Origin of the sequence: Dyadobacter jiangsuensis (genome assembly GCF_003014695.1) — a bacterium.
Classification (GTDB): Bacteria; Bacteroidota; Bacteroidia; order Cytophagales; family Spirosomataceae; genus Dyadobacter; species Dyadobacter jiangsuensis.
Genome location: NZ_PYAS01000013.1, coordinates 141,299 through 160,006 on the forward strand (window position 1 = coordinate 141,299; position 18,708 = coordinate 160,006).

Sequence of the window (18,708 nt, forward strand, 5' to 3'; positions counted from 1 at the left end):
TTCGCCACGTCACCACGGCCTGGCGAGCCGGTTTTTAGTCAATAAAAAGATCGCTTGCGATGCGGTCGGCGAAAAGTTTGCCAGCCTCGGTAAGTAGCAATATACCCGAATCCTCCTTGATCCATCCTTTCCGGGTTATTCTTTCCAATTCCTCGCCAGCCTGTAAGGCGAATGCCCCGGCCGAAAGCATTTCCAGTTTTTGTCGTTCGACGCCCCATTTGGTACGCAGCCCCGTTAACAAATATTCATTGGTTTGGTCGGCGGGCGAAAGCGTCTCTATCGTTGCCGGAATACTGCCTTTCTGAATTGCTTCAAGATATTTGGCATTATTGGAAATGTTATACTCGCGGCTCACGCCATTGTACGAGTGCGCGCTTGGACCCACGCCCAGATAGGGATGCTGTTTCCAGTACGAGCTGTTGTGGTTGCTGTACCGGCTGTTTCGGGCGAAGTTGGAGATTTCGTATTGCTCGTAACCATTTTCACGAAGCGAGCCTACCAGTATTTCAAATTGCTGCGCCGCATACTCTTCTTCGATAGGCTTTATCTTTTTCTTTTTCAGCCAGCTGCCAAATGCAGTTTGCGGCTCGATAGTAAGGCAGTAGGCCGAAATATGCGGGACATTCAGCGTAAATGCTTTGGATAAATCACTCAGCAGAATAGCGTGACTCTCCGCAGGGATCGCATAGATGAGGTCGATGGAAATATTGTCGATACCGGCGTCCTGGGCCAGCTTGACGCATTGTTCTGCTTCTACGGCGGAATGCGCACGGTTCATAAAGCGCAAATGCGGCTCATGAAATGATTGAATGCCTATGCTGAGACGATTAATACCCGATTTGGCAAACATTTGCAAGGTGGCCGCATTCAAATCGTCCGGATTAGCTTCCAGGGTGATTTCAGCGTTTGGCGCCACCCGAAATTGCCGGTGAATGGTGTCAAGCAGGAAACGCAGCTCGGCTTCATCGAGCATCGACGGCGTGCCTCCGCCGAAATAAATGGTTTCCATATCCCCGTCCGGCAAATAGGACTGTCTCAAAACGATTTCCCGCGCAATGGCCTCCACTACGGCACGTTTGTTGGTGGTGTTGGTACTGAAATGGAAATCGCAATAGTGGCAAGCCTGTTTGCAAAAGGGGATATGGATGTATAAATGCATTATTTTGAATTTTTCTGCCACTCCCAGCCGATCTTCACACCAGCCCAGAGGTTGTTTTTCGGCGCGCCATTGTAATAGCGATTACCGAATGCATTGAGGTCGTAGCCAAGGCTGTAAATACCCGCATTGACCTTTTCTGCGGATGCCGACAACTCACTGTAAAAATGCTGCCCCCAGCTTTTCTTCCAGCTCACGCGCGCCATCCATTGGTTGTATGCGGTGTTTTTAACTGTATTGGCATCGTTGAGATAGAACGAATCTCCATGCTGGTATGTCAGGAAAGCTGAAATGCCGTATTTGAGGAGCACATCCAAACCAGTCGACTGTGAGAAACGCGGAATACCGGGAATGAGTTTCCCGCTCAGATCGGAGTCGGCCTGCCGGAATTCTTCGTAGGTGTATTTGGTATAGGTTCCGGTATTCCAGAGTTTCAGCATAACCGGTAGTTTGGGATCGGAAAGAATGTCCCAATTGATATTCCATTCCACGCCGTTCTGTTTGGTTTTTCCTGCATTGACGAAGTATTCGGCTCCCCCTTCGTCGAGCCGGCGCACGATCGCATTGCGCAGTCCGAAATGGTACAGGCTGATTTCTCCTGAAATGACCTTGCCGGCTTTCCGGATGCCCACTTCGGTGTTGTTACCTTTTTCAGCTTCCAGGTCTTTCCGGAAACCACCCGCCGACGGGCGTACTTCCTGCAAGGTAGGAGGGGAGAACCCGCCGCTGTATGACGCCGTTACCGACCAGTTGCCTGCGATCACCTTGTTAGCCGCAAATCGCGGAATGAATATGCCGTCGAATGTCTTTTGATCCTGATTGAATGGGAGTGGGAAATAGCGTTCGTATTTGTATTTCGAAGTATTGTAGCTCAAACCGGCGCTCAGTGTCAGGTCGGTAAGCAAAGTTGCTTCCAGCTGGCTGAAAACCGAGAGGTTGGTAGTGCGGATATCTTCTACGGTCTGCTGCTTGTCGGCAACACCGCCCTTGTTATCATAGTTTCGCTGCGCGGATTTGCCGTATTGCCATTCGAAACCGCTGGTCCAGTTGGTTTTGATGTTACCCCACTCGGATTTGTTCTGCCAGATATTCCGACCGCCGACGCCGTTTTCGTCCCTTTTTTCAAAGTTGGAAATGAATGGGTTCGCAAAATCGGTGAAAGTCAGATACAACGCAGTGGATTGGGTCCATTTATCCGATAGCTGCAATACATAGTTACCGCCCAGCAATGCGAGTCTGGTGTAAATGGCTGCCTTTTGCGCCTCGCTGCCCGGTACCGTCGCTGTCGACTGGCGGGCTAGCTTGGGATCCGTCTGATATTGGGCAAGGTTGATACCGCCGGGAGTTTGGTAATACAAATCCGAATACATTCCCAGCAGCGACAATGTACCTTTTTCACCAATGCTCGAACTCGACGTAAACCGGATCGCATCGCGTACCATGCCGCTGTGGTTACGGTAGCCATCCTGCTCGCTGTGGCCATACTGAACGGAAATATCACCGATCTGCAACGTAGAATTCCGGCTCTGGAAACCATATTTGCCAAAGCTCACGCTTTGCTCCACGCGGTTCTGAAATTCATTGTCCGGGCGGCTTTGCATGAGTACCACACCGCCGGTGCCCGCGCCATAAATGCTGCTGCCTGGTCCTTTGATTACCTCCATGCTTTGAATAGCGCCATAGTCGACCGAGTTCAGCGGAGTATTGCCACTCGCATCGGTGAACGGGATGCCGTTCCAGTAAAACTTCACGTTGCGCACACCAAACGGGGAACGTATCAGGCTTCCGCGGACCGAAAACCGGTAGCTACCCGGAGAGCGTTCTTCCATGCGCACGCCCGGGATCGTATTGACCGCGTTGGCCCAGGTGTAATTGGAAAACCGGCCTAACGTGCGCGGTGTAAGCATTCCTACCGTCGCGGTAGTGGTAAGCGGGTCTTTTTCGGATTCGAATGCGTGCACTGTGACCTCACGCAGCTCGCGCGCTTGCAACGAGTCGGTTTGGGAGAATGCCGGACCCGAATCGTGGAAAATGAGGAAAGCAGCGAGAGCGCCGGTAATAGAGATTTTGAGCATAAAGGTTTAGGAGTATATTAATAAAATGCAAAGCTGATCATAAATGCCAACAGTTTCAATACTTCACCATCCGCTTAACCGCGCAGTATGGCGCGAAGTTCAACGACTTCCAGCGGTCTGAGAAGAATTTTCTACAAAAACTTCGTGTGTATACGCTTAACTGGCTGGTAAGATTTTTGCTCATGTAATGGCATTTGCATAGTAACTGAAACCAACTTTAATACCCAAAAACATGAAAAAGATCACCTGGATTGTCGCCTCTCTGCTGCTTGTCGGTACACTTTCATTGACGAGCTGTTCAGACAAAACAAAGGACTCCGCCAAAGAGACTGTGGAGGAAGCGAAAAACGACATGGACGAAAATGTGGCTGATGCCAAAGCCGATATCAAGGAAGCAGGGGATGATTTTGAGGCCAAAGTGAAGGAGGATAAAGACGAGTTAAAGAAAGATATCGATGATGCAATCGGCAAGCTCGACCGCAAGATTGAGGAAGCCGACGCCAAAATAGACAAGGCGGCCGACAAGGAAAAAGCCAAATGGCGTGAGCGCAAAAAAGAGCTGAATGCCGAGAAAGAAGAGTTGCAGGCTTCCTGGAAACGAGCTCAGAACGAGACCGCCGACAAGTGGGACGAGTTTAAAGCTAACACCAAGGAAAAGATTGCCAAAGTAAAGGAGGATTTGAAGGACTAATAAATTGATGAGGTAGTGTATTCATAAAAATGCTCCGGTTTTCCCGGAGCATTTTTTGTTATCTGACGGGCAGGTGAATCTCGGTCATCATACACCGGGCCGAACCCCCTCCGTTGCCTTCGATCACCGAAAGGTCGGTATGGAGCAGCAGCGCGTAATCGTCGAGCCGATCCTTTTGCCGGGGTGTAAGCGAGTCGTAGGCTTGCGTGGACATCACCAGGAACTTGTCGCCTTTTCCGTTTCTCACCATGAGCATATTGCCTGCAAAATGCCGCATTTGTTCCAGAGATATTTCGATCACCTCCTTATGGGTTTCTTCGAGTACCGACCTGACCATTAACCGTTCGTCGGGGTCTTTAATAGCTTCCAGACACACCACCGCGAAAATATCTCCCACGCACATGAGCACATTGGTGTGGTAAATGGGTTTGTCGTGCTCGTCGGAGGCCGAGAATGTAATGATTTCATAGCCTAATGCATCCGCAAAAGCATCGAGCACCTCTTTGTGCGTACGCGGGGACAGGCAGGCGTAGGCGATTTTGTAGCGCCGGTCGAAAACCATACTGCCGGTGCCTTCCAGGTACTTGCCCTCCGCTTCGAAATGGGTCAAATCAATCACCTCTTCCACTTTGAAATCACCTGCAAGCGATTCGATAATGTCGCTGCGGCGTTCCAGGCGGCGGTTTTCGGCCATCATCGGGTAGAGCACCACTTTGCCGCTCTGGTGGAACGAGACCCAATTGTTGGAAAAAACGGCATCAGGGCGATCCACCTCGTCGGTGTCATCGAAAATATGCAGTTCCAGACCGGCTTTTTGCAGCTGGTCGATCATCAGGTCGAATTCTTCGCGGGCCGTTTCCTGGGCTGTGCCTTTGGTCTGCTGCGCGAACGACTCCTGCTGAAACTCGTTGCTTCCGGCGGTTTCCTCATTGAAACCGAACCGCACGGGCCTGATCATCATGATCCGGCAGGTAGATTGCGGCTGGATTTGAGCGGATGAAGTGATGACGCGCATTGGAGTATTGGGTAGTGATTGGAAATGTGTTTTTAGAACAAAAATGTCAAGCTATTGTCCTTATGCAATTTACGATTCTGGCGGCTTGATTACAAGACTAAAATTAACGGACTGACTACCCGCGAAGCAGTGGCATACTCATGCAATGCGAGCCGCCGCGCGCACGGGAAAGCTCGGCCGAAGGTAGGGTAATGAAGGTATCGGTCAGGTCTTCGGGCGCCAGCTCGTTGTGTTCGAACTTTTCAAGCAGTCTTTTGGCAGTTATCACCTTAAAACCTTCTTTCTTGAAAGCTTCCAGCGTTTTGTCGTTACGGTCATAGCCGATCACCACCCCGTCGCGCAATGCGAGCAGGTTGCAGGAGTCGGTCCATTGCTCGCGCTCGCCGTAAGGAAATTCATTGCCGCCTGAATAAATAAAGCGGACTTTGCCCGTGACGCCAAGGTCGTCGCGGCTGATTTCGGTCAGCAAATCTTCCAGGTTCTCTATTTCCCGTGGCTGCTGCTCATTGCCTTTGACAAACTGCAAAATCCTGAATTCCTTGTTCACATCCACCGGTGCGAAGAAATGCAGTACATCTTTTTTCCTGGCCTCATCGCCCACACGTGCAAGCGAGCTCAAAAGCACCCACACATCCTTTTTGACCTGCGTAAAGATGGTATCGATATGCATGTAATCCCGTTTTTTGGGGATTTTGATGATAGTGATCTTTTCAACCACATTTTTATCGAACAAAATCTTCATCACCTGCTGCGCCGCGTAAATGGACGTGCGCTCGCTGCAACCGATCAGCAAATGCCCCGGCGCGACCATCATCACATCCCCGCCTTCGAGCGTGCAGCGCTGGTAGTCGCTGGCTTTTTCGTCGTCAGGCAGCAGGAAATGCCGCTCGTTTTCAGGTATTTCAATGATATTTTGTTTTAAATGGGCAAACATCGGGTGGTAAAAGAACACGAACTGCGCCAGTATCGATTCTCGCGTCCTTGCTGCTTTGGCGGGCTTATTGAGCAGAATATGATCGTTGATCACAATACCGATGTCCCGCGTGAAAATCAGGTTCGGCAGCGGCGCGAAGAGCATTCTTTTGTCCGAACAATACCCGGAAATGAAAATGCGGGCCAGCTCGTGGGCATCGAAACGGTGAAGCTCTTCCTGGATCTGGTAGGAGCAGCGCTCGATGCCGCAAATGGCGGCGGTGAGCTTAATGCGGATGCTGGGGTCTTCCAGAATGTCCCCTAGCAGCCGTTGAATATCCACCACGTGGTCGGAGGCGAAGTACTTGTCGGTGCCGGGAATAAAGAACGAGCGGGTAGGGTCGTCGTTGATTTCGGCGAGCTTGCCTTTAATTTTTTCGGGATCGAGGAAGTACAGGAGCAGTTTTACATAATAATCATACTCTTTTCTGCGCATGGTGTCCAGGTGTACAATATCCTCGAAAAGCCAGTCCTGCGCCTTGCTGGGTACTACCTTGCCCAGGCCCCTGTCGGGACTGTGGATCAAAAGCCTTTTAAGGGTGCCGGTTTCGGAGGAAACACCGACAGGAAACCCGGTTATCGGATTAATAGCCATAAATGAAGTGTTTGGAACGCTGGGGGCACAAAGTAAATGTTTCTTCCGGAATTAAAAACCGGGCATTCTTCAACCCGTTTATTCTCTGACCGTTTAAGGCATAAATATCTTCGTTGCGGGAACATCCTGCCACTTAAAAAGGTTGTACAAAATGAGTGTCCCGCAGTTTAAGACATTGATGCTCATTTTCATTTACGGCTAATGCGTATTACTTTTGCGGGAAATTACCACGAACTATCTTTTAAGTATAAATCAGTTATGCTCTCTATTAATGACTTGCGTGCCTCCATTGAAGGTAAGGAAATATTAAAAGGCATCAATCTGGAAGTCAAGCCGGGTGAAGTGCATGCAATTATGGGGCCCAATGGTTCCGGTAAAAGTACTTTGGCTTCGGTGTTGGCAGGAAGGGAAGAGTACGAGGTTACTGGCGGAAATGTAGTTTTTGATGGAAAAGATATCCTTGAAATGGCGCCGGAGGAAAGAGCGGCCGAAGGTATTTTCCTTGCATTCCAATATCCGGTGGAAATTCCGGGCGTTACGACCATCAACTTTCTGAAAACGGCTGTTAACGAAATCCGTAAATATAAAGGTGAAGCGCCACTGGACGCTGCTCAGTTCCTGAAAATGGTACGTGAAAAGGCGAAATTGGTGAGTATGAACGACTCCCTGCTGAAACGCGCATTGAACGAGGGCTTCTCGGGTGGTGAGAAAAAACGCAACGAGGTGTTCCAGATGGCGGTGCTTGAACCGAAACTGGCGATCCTGGACGAAACAGATTCAGGTCTGGATATCGACGCACTCCGTATCGTGGCAGAGGGCGTGAATTCGCTGCGCTCTCCCGAGCGCTCGACGATCGTTGTGACCCACTACCAGCGTCTGTTGGATTACATCGTGCCTGATTATGTACACGTGTTGTACAAAGGACGGATCGTGAAGTCCGGACCGAAGGAACTTGCTCTTGAACTGGAAGAAAAAGGTTACGATTGGATCAAAGCGGAAGTTGAAGCGGTAGGTTAAGTAAAAGGCGCATTGTCCGACAGAAACTTAACCCCATACAGCACCATACCCCATTATCGATGAGTAACGAGACCATAGATTTAAAAACCAGACTGATCACTGATTTTCATGCCCGTGAAGCGGTGATGAATGGTGAGGCGTCTTCTGAATTTCACCAGAAAAAACGCGCAGGACTGGCTCTTTTTGAGCAATTAGGCTTCCCGTCTATCAAGCACGAGGAGTGGAAATATAGCAATGTAAGAGACCTGATCAGTGTTTCTTACGATTTCAATGCAGAGAGTTCCATCGGCCTGACCGAGCTGGAAGATCTGAAAGTGCCTGAGCAGGAGGCCAATATTCTGTATTTTGTGAATGGCCGTTACAATGCGGAATTGTCGGCAATCATCTCGCCTGTTGGGCAAATCACCATCAGCTCGCTGGCGGACGCCTACAAAAACGATCCCGCAAAAGTGGCATCGTTTTTCAACGAGCTCACCAAAGATGCCAACGATGCATTCACGGCTTTGAATACTGCATTTGCTCAGGATGGCGTATTTGTCCATATTCCGGATAACCAGTCGGTAGAGCACCCGATCATCCTGCGCTTCGTGAGTGACGCACGTGAAAAGAATGTGGGAAGTCAGCCGCGGAATATCATTTCTGTGGGTAAAAATGCGCACGTGAAACTGGCGGAGGCGTTCCGCACACTGGGTGACCAGCGCTCGTTTACCAATGCGGTGACCGAGATCCAGGTTGCCGAAGAAGCCAACGTGCAATATTACAAAGTGCAGAACGAAAGCGAGAATGCTTACCACATCGGCACTACGCAGGTGCGCATGCTCGACCGCTCGCATTTCTACGCGGGTACTGTGACGCTGAACGGCAAGTTCACCCGCAATAACCTGAACATCGTTCTGGACGGCGAGCATTGCGATGCGCATATGTACGGCCTGTACTTCCCGGACGGCTCGCAGCACGTGGATAACCACACCGTGGCCGACCACCAGAAGCCGAATTCAGAGAGTAACGAGCTTTATAAAGGTATTTTGCGCGATAAATCGAAAGGCGTTTTCAACGGAAAAATCTTCGTTCGCCCGGATGCGCAGAAAACCAATGCATTCCAGTCATGTAAAAATATCGTGTTGTCGCCCGACGCGACGATGAACACCAAGCCGCAGCTGGAAATCTTTGCCGACGACGTGAAATGCTCACACGGTACTACTACCGGGCAAATCGACGAGGAAGCACTGTTTTACATGCGCTCGCGCGGGATTTCGCAGCCGGAAGCCATGTCGCTTTTGATGTTCGCATTCTGCGCCGACGTGGTTTCGCAGATCAAGATCGATTCGGTTCGTGAATACCTCGAAAACGTGATCACGCAGAAGCTCGCTTCGAAATAGCTTTTATGGGTCTGATGACCCCGATTAATACATTTCCTGGTACCCAACCGCCATTTTTGGGGTTGGGTATTTTTCTTAAATGACGAATCACAATGAGCCACAATCTCAATATCGCATCCATCCGCAACGACTTCCCGATTCTGAATGAAGTCGTCAATGGCAAACAACTCGTCTATTTCGATAACGCCGCAACGACTCAGAAGCCACGGCTCGTGCTGGACGCGCTTTCGGGTTATTATGAGCATTATAATGCCAATATCCACCGGGGTATTCACCATTTGGCTGAAAAAGCAACTTCGGCATTCGAGCAGTCGCGGAAGCGTTTGCAGGCGTTTTTAAATGCGGAGCATTCGGAGGAAATCATTTTTACCTACGGAACCACCGACGGTATTAACCTGGTAGCATCCGCTTATGGTCGGAAATTCCTGAAAGAAGGGGATGAGGTGATTATTTCCACCATGGAGCACCATTCGAACATCGTGCCCTGGCAAATGCTTTGCGAAGAGAAAGGCTGCATTCTGAAAGTGATCCCGATTAACGACGAAGGCGAGCTCTTGATGGATGAATATAAGAAGCTGCTCACTGAAAAGACCAAAATTGTATCGGTCGTGCACGTTTCCAATGCATTGGGTACCATTAACCCGATCAAGGAAATCATAGCCAAAGCCCACGCAGTAGGCGCGAAAGTGCTCATCGACGGCGCGCAAGCCAGTTCACACATTGAAATCGATGTGCAAGACCTGGATTGCGACTTTTATTCGCTTTCGCTGCACAAAATATATGGCCCAACCGGAATGGGTATCCTTTACGGCAAACGCGATTTGCTGAATGCCATGCCTCCCTACCGCGGTGGCGGCGAAATGATCAAGGAAGTTACTTTCGCCAAAACGACCTATAACGAGCTTCCTTACAAATTCGAAGCAGGTACGCCAAATATCGCCGATGTGGTTGCAGCCAAGTTCGCATTGGATTATGTGGATGCATTGGGTAAGCCTAATATCGCGGCCTACGAGAACGAGTTGCTTGCCTATGCCACCGAGGCTGTGAAGGAGATCGAAGGATTGCGCATTATCGGTCAGGCAAAAGAGAAAGTAAGTGTGCTCTCATTCGTCATTGACGGTATTCACCACCAGGATATCGGCGTGCTGCTCGATCAGCAAGGGATTGCTGTTCGCACGGGACACCACTGTACACAACCCTTGATGAACCGCTTCAATATTACCGGAACCTCGCGCGCGTCGTTTGCTGTTTACAATACAACCGAAGAGATCGACAAGCTCATTCAGGGGCTGCATAAGGTGAAGCGGATGTTGGGATAATCTTTTTAAATTACCTGAATCATTCACTTAACTATACACACATATGAGAAATGCTTTGGAGAAGGCGAGGCGCTATCTTGATGACGCGCGTACTATTGTAGATGGCATAGAGCAAGAAAACGGTTACTATACGGATCGCAAGTCTATAAGACGTGCAGGCCGTCTTGCTTATAAAGGCGTAATGATCGCTTTAAATAGCTTTCTTGGATTAGCAAATAAAAATGAACATTCGATAAGCTGGTATGAGTGTAAGCTGGCCGAAACAGATTCAATGCGGTCTCTGCGGTTCCATTCGTTGTATTGTACGCTCAGCTTGTCAATGGGTTTTGATGGCATCCTTTTACCGTCGATATCATCCGCTGGATTGGAAGAAGCGGATGAATTCATCGAGTGGATTGAAACAAAATCAGTGGCAACTTGATTTAAGTCATTATCAGTCAGTTTAAAAGTTTTGCAGGAATTCAATATATGTTCAATTTTAGTCTATATACACATTATGGAAAACACAGTACAGGAAGCCCGAAGATATCTTAACAATGCGAAAGAAATACTGCGAGAAAAAGCTAAAAAAGACGGCGACCATTATGAGGATAGAAAATATGTGCGGCTAGCAGGCCATGCAGCCTATTCAGGTGTTTTGATTGCATTAGATAGCATTCTGGAAAAGAAGAAAGGAAGAAAAAGTGTAGAATGGTATCAGGAAAATCTCCGCAAGATTGATAGGAAGGCGCTTGATACTTTCAATTCGATTTACGAGGGGGTGCATTTGTACATGGCTTATGACGGAGTCAAAAATGTGAATGTATCCAAGGAAGGCCTGAGAGAAGCAGAGGCGTTAATCAACTGGGTCGAAACGCGCACGGCAACAGCTTAAAAATAGAATTACACAATGACCATAAACGAAACACAGGACGAACTAATTTCGGATTTTGAATTGTTTGATGACTGGGAGAGCAAATACGAGTTCATTATCGACCTCGGAAAACAATTCCCGCCATTGGAAGAACAGTACAAAACCGAGGATAATATTATCAAAGGATGCCAGTCGAGGGTGTGGCTGAATGCGTACATGGACGGTGACCTTTTGAAATTCGAGGCGGATAGCGACGCGATTATCGTGCGCGGGCTGGTGAGTATGCTGGTGAAGGTGCTTTCGGGACATACGCCGGAGGAGATTGCCAAAGCTGACGTGTATTTCATGGAAAAAGTGGGTTTGCATCAGCATTTGGCGCAAACCCGGTCGAACGGGTTGGCAGCGATGCTGAAACAAATGAAAGCGTACGGCTTTGCGTTCCAGGCCAAATCAATCAATGCATAACCATTAATATAGACCTTGCGATGTCAGAGGAAGATTTGAAAGAAGAAGTGATCCGCGCGATTAAAACGGTTTACGACCCTGAAATACCGGTCGACGTTTATGAGCTCGGTTTGATATATGATCTGAAAGTATTTCCGATCAATAATGTATTTGTGTCGATGACGCTGACATCGCCTTCGTGCCCCTCGGCGGGAACGCTGCCTGGCGAAGTGGAGCAGAAGATCCGTGAAGTGGAAGGTGTGAATGATGTAAGCGTGGAGCTGACATTCGATCCGCCGTATTCGACCGAAATGATGTCCGAGGAAGCCAAGCTCGAACTCGGGTTCATGTAAAATAGTAACAACAACTTTTAAACATTAACATATATGTATCCACCACAATTAGTGGCTCCGATGAAGGCCGAACTGACTAACGCCGGTTTTCAGGATCTGACAACCGCTGAGGAAGTCGATAACTTCATGCAAAATACCAAGGGAACTGCTTTGGTAGTGATTAATTCGGTATGTGGCTGTGCAGCGGGTGCTGCACGTCCGGGTGTGCGCGCGGCGCTTGCTGGCAGCGATGTGAAGCCTGATCACCTGGCAACGGTATTTGCAGGAGCTGACCTTGAAGCTACCGCTAAAATGCGTGAGTACACTTTGCCTTATCCGCCATCTTCGCCGGCCGTAGCGCTGTTCAAAGACGGTGAGCTGATTCACTTTGTAGAGCGTCACCACATCGAAGGCCGCTCGGCTCAGATGATCGCTGAACACCTGAAAATGGCTTTCGAAGAGTTCTGCACCGAAGAGGCATAATTCGAAATTTATTTAATGACTTGACGGCTACTTTCGATTACATTTGAAAGTAGCCGTCTGTTTTCAATACCTGCCCATATGCGAGGACATCGTTTCACGAAATACATTCCGCCCGAACAAGGGCCCAACAGCAAGTTCGACCAGCTTTTTGATATTTTTCAACAGCTGCTGCTGATGACTTCCGGTGATGTTTCCGAGGCCATGTCGTGGCTGAGCCAACTCGACCGCCAGTATAATCTCACCAACGATTCCTATGGCATCGGCGATTTTTTCGAAGACCTGAAAAAGAAGGGCTATGTGACCGAGGAGAAGCAGGAGGGCGAGGGGAGGCTGATTATGACGCCCAAGGCGGAGAAAAGCATTCGCAAGAGCGCCTTGGACGAGATTTTTGGTAAACTGAAAAGATCCAAATCCGGCGGCAACCATCACACGCCTCATTTGGGCGCGGGCGACGAGCTCACGAGTGACATCCGCGATTTCCAGTTCGGCGATACACTCGACCAGATTTCGATGACCGAATCCATCAAGAATGCGCAGGTCAATCACGGGATTGGTGATTTTATGCTGATGGAAAATGATCTGGAAGTAGTGGAGCGCGAGCAGAAAACCACTACGGCCACCGTAGTGATGATCGATATCAGCCATTCGATGATCCTTTATGGTGAGGACCGCATTACGCCTGCCAAAAAGGTCGCATTGGCATTGGCTGAGCTGATCCGGACCAAATATCCGAAGGACTCGCTCGATATTATCGTTTTTGGAAATGACGCCTGGCAAATCCAGTTGAAAGATTTGCCGTACCTGGAAGTGGGACCTTACCATACCAATACGGTAGCCGGTTTGGAGCTGGCCATGGATATTCTGCGCCGCAAAAAGACGCGTAACAAGCAGATATTTATGATCACCGACGGTAAGCCAACCTGCCTTAAAGAAGGTATCCGCTATTACAAAAACAGCTTCGGTCTCGACCGCAAGATCATCAACAAAACACTCACATTAGCCGCGCAATGCCGCAGGCTCGACATCCCGGTAACGACATTCATGATCGCGACCGATCCCTACCTGAAACAGTTCGTGCAGAATTTCACGCAGGTGAACAACGGCCGGGCCTATTACAGCAATTTGCAGGGGCTAGGGGGATTCGTACTCGAAGATTTCCAGCGGAACCGGCGTAAGAACGTAAAATAACTGACGGGTTGAAGTCAAGTGTAGTTATGAAGAAAATGCCGTCAGGCATGTAATATTGGTAGGAAACGCAGTAGGTCTTTTGTGTTAAAATGCCGTCAGGCATGCAACAACAATGCACTGTTGTCGCATGCCTGACGGCATTTGTCAAGCCTGTGTAAATTTTTTGCTACCAATATTACATCGCTACGCGATTTTGGTTGCTTTTTTTGACATCCTGCCGTTCATTTGCATCCTACAATGCCTGCTGACACACCTGACAATACTTAACCACACCTGATAATATCTTACTTCGCCCCGCCAACCGAAATCATATTCGCAAACAACCGGTACGCACCGGTAACACCCGCCGGGAGCTCGCGGAAGAACGAGAGGCCGGTGTAGATGTAATGCCCCTTGCCATACTGCGCGTAAAGCGTGCTGCCTTCGCGGGCAGGTTCGTCCTTATCGTGAGCCGAAAACAGGGCTACATAATTCTTTTTATCCCAATCCTGGGCGAAGTACAGCCCGCGTTCCTGAATCCAGCCGTCGAAATCCTTTTGAGTGATTTTATTGGGGTGATTCAAAACAGGGCTTTCCGGATGCAGAAATTGCATTTCCGCGTCTTCCTCTGTCACCCGCTCGCGCCCTAATTCAATGTTGTAAGGGCCGATTTGCTTCACCTTTTGCCCGCCCGGGATGGTGTACTGAACCACCATCGTGCCGCCATTTTTAACATAATCCATCAGTTTGGCCTGATAGTTGTTCAGGTAGCTTTCCGTGTTATAAGCACGTACGCCTACGACAATCGCGTCGTACACATTCAGATCTTTCGCAAGGCCGGCTTCATTAAGCATCGTTACCTGGCAATCCATCTGCCGCAATGCGGTAGGAACATCATCGCCCGCGCCGGCAATGTAGCCAATGTTTTTGGCCGCGATTTTAACGTCGATTTTCGCCAGTTTGGCTGCCGATTCCGGGAATAGGGTCTGGCTGGGAATGTGCTGGTATGCAATGGTTTTGACCGATTTGTCATAATTTTTGCTATCCACAATCGCTACTGCCTTGATTACCGCCTCCTGGTTGCCAGCCGGAGGTGTAACCACGAACGAGAAATACTGCTGCTGGTATTTGTTGGTCAGATTGAATTCCGCCGATTCGGGAACTGCTTTCCAGCCGGCCGGGATTTCGGGTTTCAATGTGCCTTTTACATTGCTGCGCTGTGCTTCCACGACGATGTTCACCGTTTTGGCTTCCATGGAGGGGAATATGAAAACAGGTTCGGTAATGGTGGTGGTCACAAGCGGCCGGATTTCGAATGGTCGGTAAATCTCGCCTTCCGCGGGATCAACCGATTTGTAAACCCATGGTCTTTCAAATTCGAACTGCTGTCCGCCGATTTCGAATTTGTAGCTCGTTTTCGTTTCGGGCCTGTTTTCGGGATAACCGATATCCTGCTGATTGTCAATCTGGAAAATACCGCGCTCGATCGGTTTTTCGAGCCAGTAGGGCTGGCTGATTTTTAGATTGGCAGGTAGTAACGCCTTTTTAGGAAATGCATTCATTTCGTTACTTCCCAACGCGAGGTTCAAAACGCTGTCGGCCGATTTGCCCGTCCAGCGCAATGAAACGAGTTTCACCGGATAATCCGACCGTTTTACGATACCGATATTAATACGCGCCTCGTCGCCGGCAACTCCCGAAAAGTCATTGGGGTTGGTCTCAAACCAAAGCCCCACGCATTGTTGGATAAGGTCTTTTACTTCTTCTTTTTTAGTTTTGACATAGATATTGTCCGCGTCGAGCTTATCCAGCTCAGCATTGATTTTAAGGAGCTCAGGAACGGAGGCCGAAGGCTTGTTCACCGAATAGTTCTTAATCGCCGCGGCAATAAGGGCATGCACCTTCTCACTTCCCTTCACCCGTTTCCAACTCACATCGATGCCGTCAAAAAGGCTTTTTTGCGCTGGCGTTCCCACTTTATGAAGGAAATAGTCGATGCGATCGCCTCGCTGCGGGGCGCTGCCAAAGCCCTGGCTGCGGTGCTGACTACGGCTTGTCGCAGCTATTTCCGTGTAGGATTTGCCTAAAACCGGGTTATAACCGCCGATTTCTATCGAAATGAACGGGTTTTTCTCTTCACTTGGTGCTTTATTGGTAAAACCGGGCGTGAATGTATTCCAAACCAGGCGCTTGGTTTGCCAGGTTTTGACAAATTTCAGCTGATCGGGATAGGCTTTCGGATCGGCAGCGAGGTTGAAACCTTCTTCGGCCAGGTAAGCCGACGTCTGGTGGTGACCATGGCCTGCACGCGGATCGGGCGGGAAACGGGTAATGATTACGTCTGGCTGGAATTTGCGGATCATCCATACCACGTCGCCTAGCACCTTATCGCGGTCCCAGAAGTTGAGGGTTTCGTCGCGGGTTTTGGAAAAACCAAAGTCGTATGCCCTCGAAAAGAACTGCTGCGCCCCGTCGACGCGCCGGGCTGCCAGCAATTCCTGGGTACGGATCACGCCGATATTGTAGCCCTGCTCGGAGCCGATCAGGTTCTGGCCGCCATCGCCGCGGGTAAGAGAAAGATAACCGGTACGCACGAGCTGATCTTTTGATAAATAGGAGAGCATGAGCGTATTTTCATCGTCGGGGTGGGCTGCGATGTAGAGCACAGAGCCCAGCACATCGAGTTTTTTGATGTTTTGAAAGATTTCACTGGACGAGAGGGCGGGCGTCTGCGCGAAAAGCCTGGTGGCAAACAGTACGAGTACGAGCGTAAAGAAACGATGCATAACGGGTTAAGGTGGTTGGTTTTGGGCTTATTAAAGGGTCCAGGTCAGTACATAATCTTCAAATGTATCAAATTGGATCTGTATCGCTTCCGGCAGATCACCTTTTTGCAGATTAACTTCAAATCGGCCGTTTTGGTTGCCGGAAAACGGATGAATGCGAATATGTTTTTTGAGATCGATGGAAGCATCGCCGGCATACTTGAATACCGATTCCTTGGCCGACCAGATCAGGTGCATTTGTATGTTGTCGTTCAGATCGACCCATTGCAGCTCATGGTCATTCAAAAAGTAGAATGCACCCTTTGAAATGGATGGCTTCATTAGCTGGATATCGACGCCCACCGAGGCACCCTCCCGCAGGTATACGCACACGTATTCACCCGAGTGCGACATGGATATGTTCACTTCACTGCCGATCAGGTGCGGCTTGCGCTCCGGGTCGTAGCCTATGACTGCATTCATCCCGAGCATTTCCCTTGCCAAGGCTCTGCAAGAGAGCCATTCCTGTTTTCGTTTCTCTTTGGAAATACCTTCCAGTACAGCCATTTCCGAGGCAGGTAAATCGAGCTCGCTGAGTAAATCCTCCCACGGTTCGGTCATCCGCCAAAGCCCCAATTTCGATACCGGTGAAATGGTTTTTATAGAAACGATACCCATTTATTGCTAATTTTGATATCAGATGCGGTGTCACAGTATGCACCTGTCTGCTGATTTTTATGTGGCCTAAAAACAAAGTTCTGCGTTCCGCACTCAAAGCATTCTCCATTTTCCTGCTCGTCATCGGGATACTGTTTGGATTGTTCATCTGGCGTATCCGCGTGCCGAAGCCGGAGCTTGAAAGTACTAAAACTGTCGAAAGTTACAAACGCGAGAAAGTGGGCGAGAACCACTACCGCGTGGGCAATAACTGGCTGCGGAAGAACAAGCACGGCATTTGGGAGATGTACCTGGAAGGCGCGCCGTACGAACGCGGGCTTATTTACGGCATCCTGGCCGAAGAACTGATGGAAAAGCAGGAGGTACATTTCGTAGGGCAGATCAAGGAAATGATCCCGAGTGCCATGTTCCTGCAAGTGCTGAAAGGTTTTGTGGGCTGGTTCAACCGCGATATTTACAAATACATTCCCGAAGAAAACCAGCAGGAGATTTACGGTGTCTCTCAGTCGTTTTCAGATCAGTTCAATTACATCGGCCCTAAATATTACCGCATTCTCAACTACCACGCCGCCCACGACATCGGCCATGCGCTCACCGACCTGAATATGGTAGGCTGCACCTCGTTTGCCGTCAACCATTCACTCACCAGGGATTCTACGCTGCTCATTGCCCGCAATTTCGACTTTTATATGGGCGATGCATTTGCCGAGGACAAGCTCATCGTGTTTATGAACCCTGATAAGGGCTATAAATTCGCCTCCTACGCGTGGGCGGGGCTTACGGGCGTGGTTTCGGGTATCAACGAAAAGGGCATTACCGTCACTTTAAATGCTTCCAAGTCGGATATTCCCTTCGCCGCGAAAGAGCCGATTTCTATTTTGGCCAGGGAAATCCTGCAATATGCCGGCACTATTGAAGAAGCGAGGAAAATCGCCGCGAAAAGCGAGACTTTTGTTTCAGAGTCGCTGCTGATCGGTTCGGCGGCGGACGATAAGGCGGTAATTATCGAGAAATCGCCTCAGAAGATGGACGTGTACGATTCGGGCAGCGACGCGCTGGTTTGCGCAAATCATTACCAGAGCAACGCGTTCACCAAAGATTCGGTGAATATCAACAATATCCGTGACACGGACTCGAAGGCGCGATTCGATAGAATGACCCAGCTCATGGGCCGTTCGTACCCGATGGATGTGAGCCAGGCCGCAGGCATTCTGCGCGATCAGAAAGGTGTAGATGATAAATTCATCGGCTATGGCAACTCGAAGCTGCTCAACCAGCTCATTGCGCACCATGGCATTGTTTTCAAACCAGCCAGAAAGGAATTCTGGATTTCGGCGCCGCCTTACCAACTCGGCGAGTTTGTGGGATATGATTTGAATCGTGTTTTTGCTCAAAAAGGTCATTTTCAGTCGTTTGATTCACTGGATATCGACCGCGATCCGTTCCTGGAATCGGCGGACTATAAAAAGTTTGAGGCATTTAAATCAGTGAGGCAGAAAATCACTAAATATGTGATGCTGGATGCGCCGCTTTCTTTGACGCCGCAGGACGAGAAGAATTTCATCGCGAATAATGCGCAAAGTTACCTTCCGTATTTTTTCCTCGGTGAGTATCATCAGAAGAAAGGCGATTTCGGCAAAGCGATCGGCTATTACGAGCAGGCCTTGAAACACGAGGTTTCTTCATTGAATGAGGAAAAATCGATCCGCGAGCGGATAACCGAAAGCAAGCAGGGCAAGCATTAATGCCTGATTCAGATTTTCCATA

17 protein-coding genes are annotated in these 18,708 nt (G+C 49.3%); 11 read left to right on the forward strand and 6 right to left on the reverse strand.

Annotated features, from left to right (window positions below):
* Positions 1–34 precede the first annotated feature (34 nt).
* Together hemW and CLV60_RS24570 are read right to left on the reverse strand one after the other, a co-directional pair.
* The gene (gene hemW, locus CLV60_RS24565) at positions 35–1,159 is read right to left on the reverse strand and encodes a radical SAM family heme chaperone HemW (RefSeq protein WP_106598033.1); all 1,125 of its coding nucleotides are present in this window, start codon (positions 1,157–1,159) and stop codon (positions 35–37) included.
* Positions 1,159–3,231: a TonB-dependent receptor gene (locus tag CLV60_RS24570; RefSeq protein ID WP_106598034.1), complete on the reverse strand. Its 2,073-nt coding sequence runs from the start codon at positions 3,229–3,231 to the stop codon at positions 1,159–1,161. Before CLV60_RS24570 ends, hemW begins: the two co-directional genes overlap by 1 nt.
* Before the next feature lie 232 nt (positions 3,232–3,463).
* Between CLV60_RS24570 and CLV60_RS24575 the strand changes: the two genes are divergently transcribed.
* Complete coding sequence (locus CLV60_RS24575) at positions 3,464–3,922, forward strand: hypothetical protein (RefSeq protein ID WP_106598035.1); 459 nt, start codon at positions 3,464–3,466, stop codon at positions 3,920–3,922.
* Between the two features lie 58 nt (positions 3,923–3,980).
* On the opposite strand, the gene ctlX is transcribed toward CLV60_RS24575, so the two are convergent.
* Together ctlX and CLV60_RS24585 are read right to left on the reverse strand one after the other, a co-directional pair.
* Positions 3,981–4,937 carry a citrulline utilization hydrolase CtlX gene (gene ctlX, locus CLV60_RS24580; protein WP_106598036.1) on the reverse strand — a complete coding sequence of 319 codons (957 nt, stop codon included), beginning with the start codon at positions 4,935–4,937 and terminating at the stop codon, positions 3,981–3,983.
* A 115-nt stretch (positions 4,938–5,052) separates the two neighbouring features.
* Positions 5,053–6,504 carry an arginine deiminase family protein gene (locus tag CLV60_RS24585; RefSeq protein WP_106598037.1) on the reverse strand — a complete coding sequence of 484 codons (1,452 nt, stop codon included), beginning with the start codon at positions 6,502–6,504 and terminating at the stop codon, positions 5,053–5,055.
* 258 nt (positions 6,505–6,762) lie between these two features.
* Here CLV60_RS24585 and sufC point away from each other — a divergent pair, with 258 nt between their 5' ends.
* The 9 genes from sufC (at position 6,763) to CLV60_RS24630 (ending at position 13,519) form a co-directional block, all read left to right on the forward strand.
* Positions 6,763–7,521: a Fe-S cluster assembly ATPase SufC gene (gene sufC, locus CLV60_RS24590; protein ID WP_106598038.1), complete on the forward strand. Its 759-nt coding sequence runs from the start codon at positions 6,763–6,765 to the stop codon at positions 7,519–7,521.
* A 59-nt stretch (positions 7,522–7,580) separates the two neighbouring features.
* Positions 7,581–8,900 (forward strand): Fe-S cluster assembly protein SufD, encoded by a 1,320-nt coding sequence (gene sufD / locus CLV60_RS24595; RefSeq protein WP_106598039.1) that lies wholly within the window; start codon positions 7,581–7,583, stop codon positions 8,898–8,900.
* 92 nt (positions 8,901–8,992) lie between these two features.
* Positions 8,993–10,219 (forward strand): cysteine desulfurase, encoded by a 1,227-nt coding sequence (locus CLV60_RS24600; protein WP_106598040.1) that lies wholly within the window; start codon positions 8,993–8,995, stop codon positions 10,217–10,219.
* Positions 10,220–10,262: 43 nt separating this feature from the next.
* Entirely contained in the window at positions 10,263–10,640 is a 378-nt protein-coding gene (locus CLV60_RS24605) for a DUF5618 family protein (protein WP_106598041.1), read from the forward strand.
* A 75-nt stretch (positions 10,641–10,715) separates the two neighbouring features.
* Entirely contained in the window at positions 10,716–11,093 is a 378-nt protein-coding gene (locus CLV60_RS24610; RefSeq protein WP_106598042.1) for a DUF5618 family protein, read from the forward strand.
* 15 nt (positions 11,094–11,108) lie between these two features.
* Positions 11,109–11,537, forward strand: a complete 429-nt coding sequence (locus CLV60_RS24615; protein ID WP_106598043.1) for a SufE family protein — start codon at positions 11,109–11,111, stop codon at positions 11,535–11,537.
* 20 nt (positions 11,538–11,557) lie between these two features.
* Positions 11,558–11,869: an SUF system Fe-S cluster assembly protein gene (locus CLV60_RS24620; RefSeq protein ID WP_019944321.1), complete on the forward strand. Its 312-nt coding sequence runs from the start codon at positions 11,558–11,560 to the stop codon at positions 11,867–11,869.
* 33 nt (positions 11,870–11,902) lie between these two features.
* On the forward strand, positions 11,903–12,331 hold the full coding sequence (locus CLV60_RS24625) for a BrxA/BrxB family bacilliredoxin (RefSeq protein WP_090385338.1): 429 nt from the start codon (positions 11,903–11,905) through the stop codon (positions 12,329–12,331).
* A gap of 78 nt (positions 12,332–12,409) precedes the next feature.
* Positions 12,410–13,519: a vWA domain-containing protein gene (locus tag CLV60_RS24630; protein ID WP_106598044.1), complete on the forward strand. Its 1,110-nt coding sequence runs from the start codon at positions 12,410–12,412 to the stop codon at positions 13,517–13,519.
* A gap of 284 nt (positions 13,520–13,803) precedes the next feature.
* Here CLV60_RS24630 and CLV60_RS24635 read toward each other — a convergent pair whose 3' ends face one another.
* Both CLV60_RS24635 and CLV60_RS24640 read right to left on the reverse strand, forming a co-directional pair.
* Positions 13,804–16,284: a PIG-L family deacetylase gene (locus CLV60_RS24635; RefSeq protein ID WP_106598045.1), complete on the reverse strand. Its 2,481-nt coding sequence runs from the start codon at positions 16,282–16,284 to the stop codon at positions 13,804–13,806.
* A 30-nt stretch (positions 16,285–16,314) separates the two neighbouring features.
* Positions 16,315–16,941 (reverse strand): 4'-phosphopantetheinyl transferase family protein, encoded by a 627-nt coding sequence (locus tag CLV60_RS24640; protein WP_106598046.1) that lies wholly within the window; start codon positions 16,939–16,941, stop codon positions 16,315–16,317.
* A 59-nt stretch (positions 16,942–17,000) separates the two neighbouring features.
* Between CLV60_RS24640 and CLV60_RS24645 the strand changes: the two genes are divergently transcribed.
* Positions 17,001–18,686: a C45 family autoproteolytic acyltransferase/hydrolase gene (locus CLV60_RS24645; protein WP_106598047.1), complete on the forward strand. Its 1,686-nt coding sequence runs from the start codon at positions 17,001–17,003 to the stop codon at positions 18,684–18,686.
* Positions 18,687–18,708: the final 22 nt, after the last annotated feature.

Excerpts from the sequence above, each read along its gene's own strand:
- hemW (WP_106598033.1), bottom strand. The coding sequence starts at position 1,159 with ATGCATTTATACATCCATATCCCCTTTTGCAAACAGGCTTGCCACTAT.
- CLV60_RS24570 (WP_106598034.1), bottom strand. The coding sequence starts at position 3,231 with ATGCTCAAAATCTCTATTACCGGCGCTCTCGCTGCTTTCCTCATTTTC.
- CLV60_RS24575 (WP_106598035.1), top strand. The coding sequence starts at position 3,464 with ATGAAAAAGATCACCTGGATTGTCGCCTCTCTGCTGCTTGTCGGTACA.
- ctlX (WP_106598036.1), bottom strand. The coding sequence starts at position 4,937 with ATGCGCGTCATCACTTCATCCGCTCAAATCCAGCCGCAATCTACCTGC.
- CLV60_RS24585 (WP_106598037.1), bottom strand. The coding sequence starts at position 6,504 with ATGGCTATTAATCCGATAACCGGGTTTCCTGTCGGTGTTTCCTCCGAA.
- sufC (WP_106598038.1), top strand. The coding sequence starts at position 6,763 with ATGCTCTCTATTAATGACTTGCGTGCCTCCATTGAAGGTAAGGAAATA.
- sufD (WP_106598039.1), top strand. The coding sequence starts at position 7,581 with ATGAGTAACGAGACCATAGATTTAAAAACCAGACTGATCACTGATTTT.
- CLV60_RS24600 (WP_106598040.1), top strand. The coding sequence starts at position 8,993 with ATGAGCCACAATCTCAATATCGCATCCATCCGCAACGACTTCCCGATT.
- CLV60_RS24605 (WP_106598041.1), top strand. The coding sequence starts at position 10,263 with ATGAGAAATGCTTTGGAGAAGGCGAGGCGCTATCTTGATGACGCGCGT.
- CLV60_RS24610 (WP_106598042.1), top strand. The coding sequence starts at position 10,716 with ATGGAAAACACAGTACAGGAAGCCCGAAGATATCTTAACAATGCGAAA.
- CLV60_RS24615 (WP_106598043.1), top strand. The coding sequence starts at position 11,109 with ATGACCATAAACGAAACACAGGACGAACTAATTTCGGATTTTGAATTG.
- CLV60_RS24620 (WP_019944321.1), top strand. The coding sequence starts at position 11,558 with ATGTCAGAGGAAGATTTGAAAGAAGAAGTGATCCGCGCGATTAAAACG.
- CLV60_RS24625 (WP_090385338.1), top strand. The coding sequence starts at position 11,903 with ATGTATCCACCACAATTAGTGGCTCCGATGAAGGCCGAACTGACTAAC.
- CLV60_RS24630 (WP_106598044.1), top strand. The coding sequence starts at position 12,410 with ATGCGAGGACATCGTTTCACGAAATACATTCCGCCCGAACAAGGGCCC.
- CLV60_RS24635 (WP_106598045.1), bottom strand. The coding sequence starts at position 16,284 with ATGCATCGTTTCTTTACGCTCGTACTCGTACTGTTTGCCACCAGGCTT.
- CLV60_RS24640 (WP_106598046.1), bottom strand. The coding sequence starts at position 16,941 with ATGGGTATCGTTTCTATAAAAACCATTTCACCGGTATCGAAATTGGGG.
- CLV60_RS24645 (WP_106598047.1), top strand. The coding sequence starts at position 17,001 with ATGTGGCCTAAAAACAAAGTTCTGCGTTCCGCACTCAAAGCATTCTCC.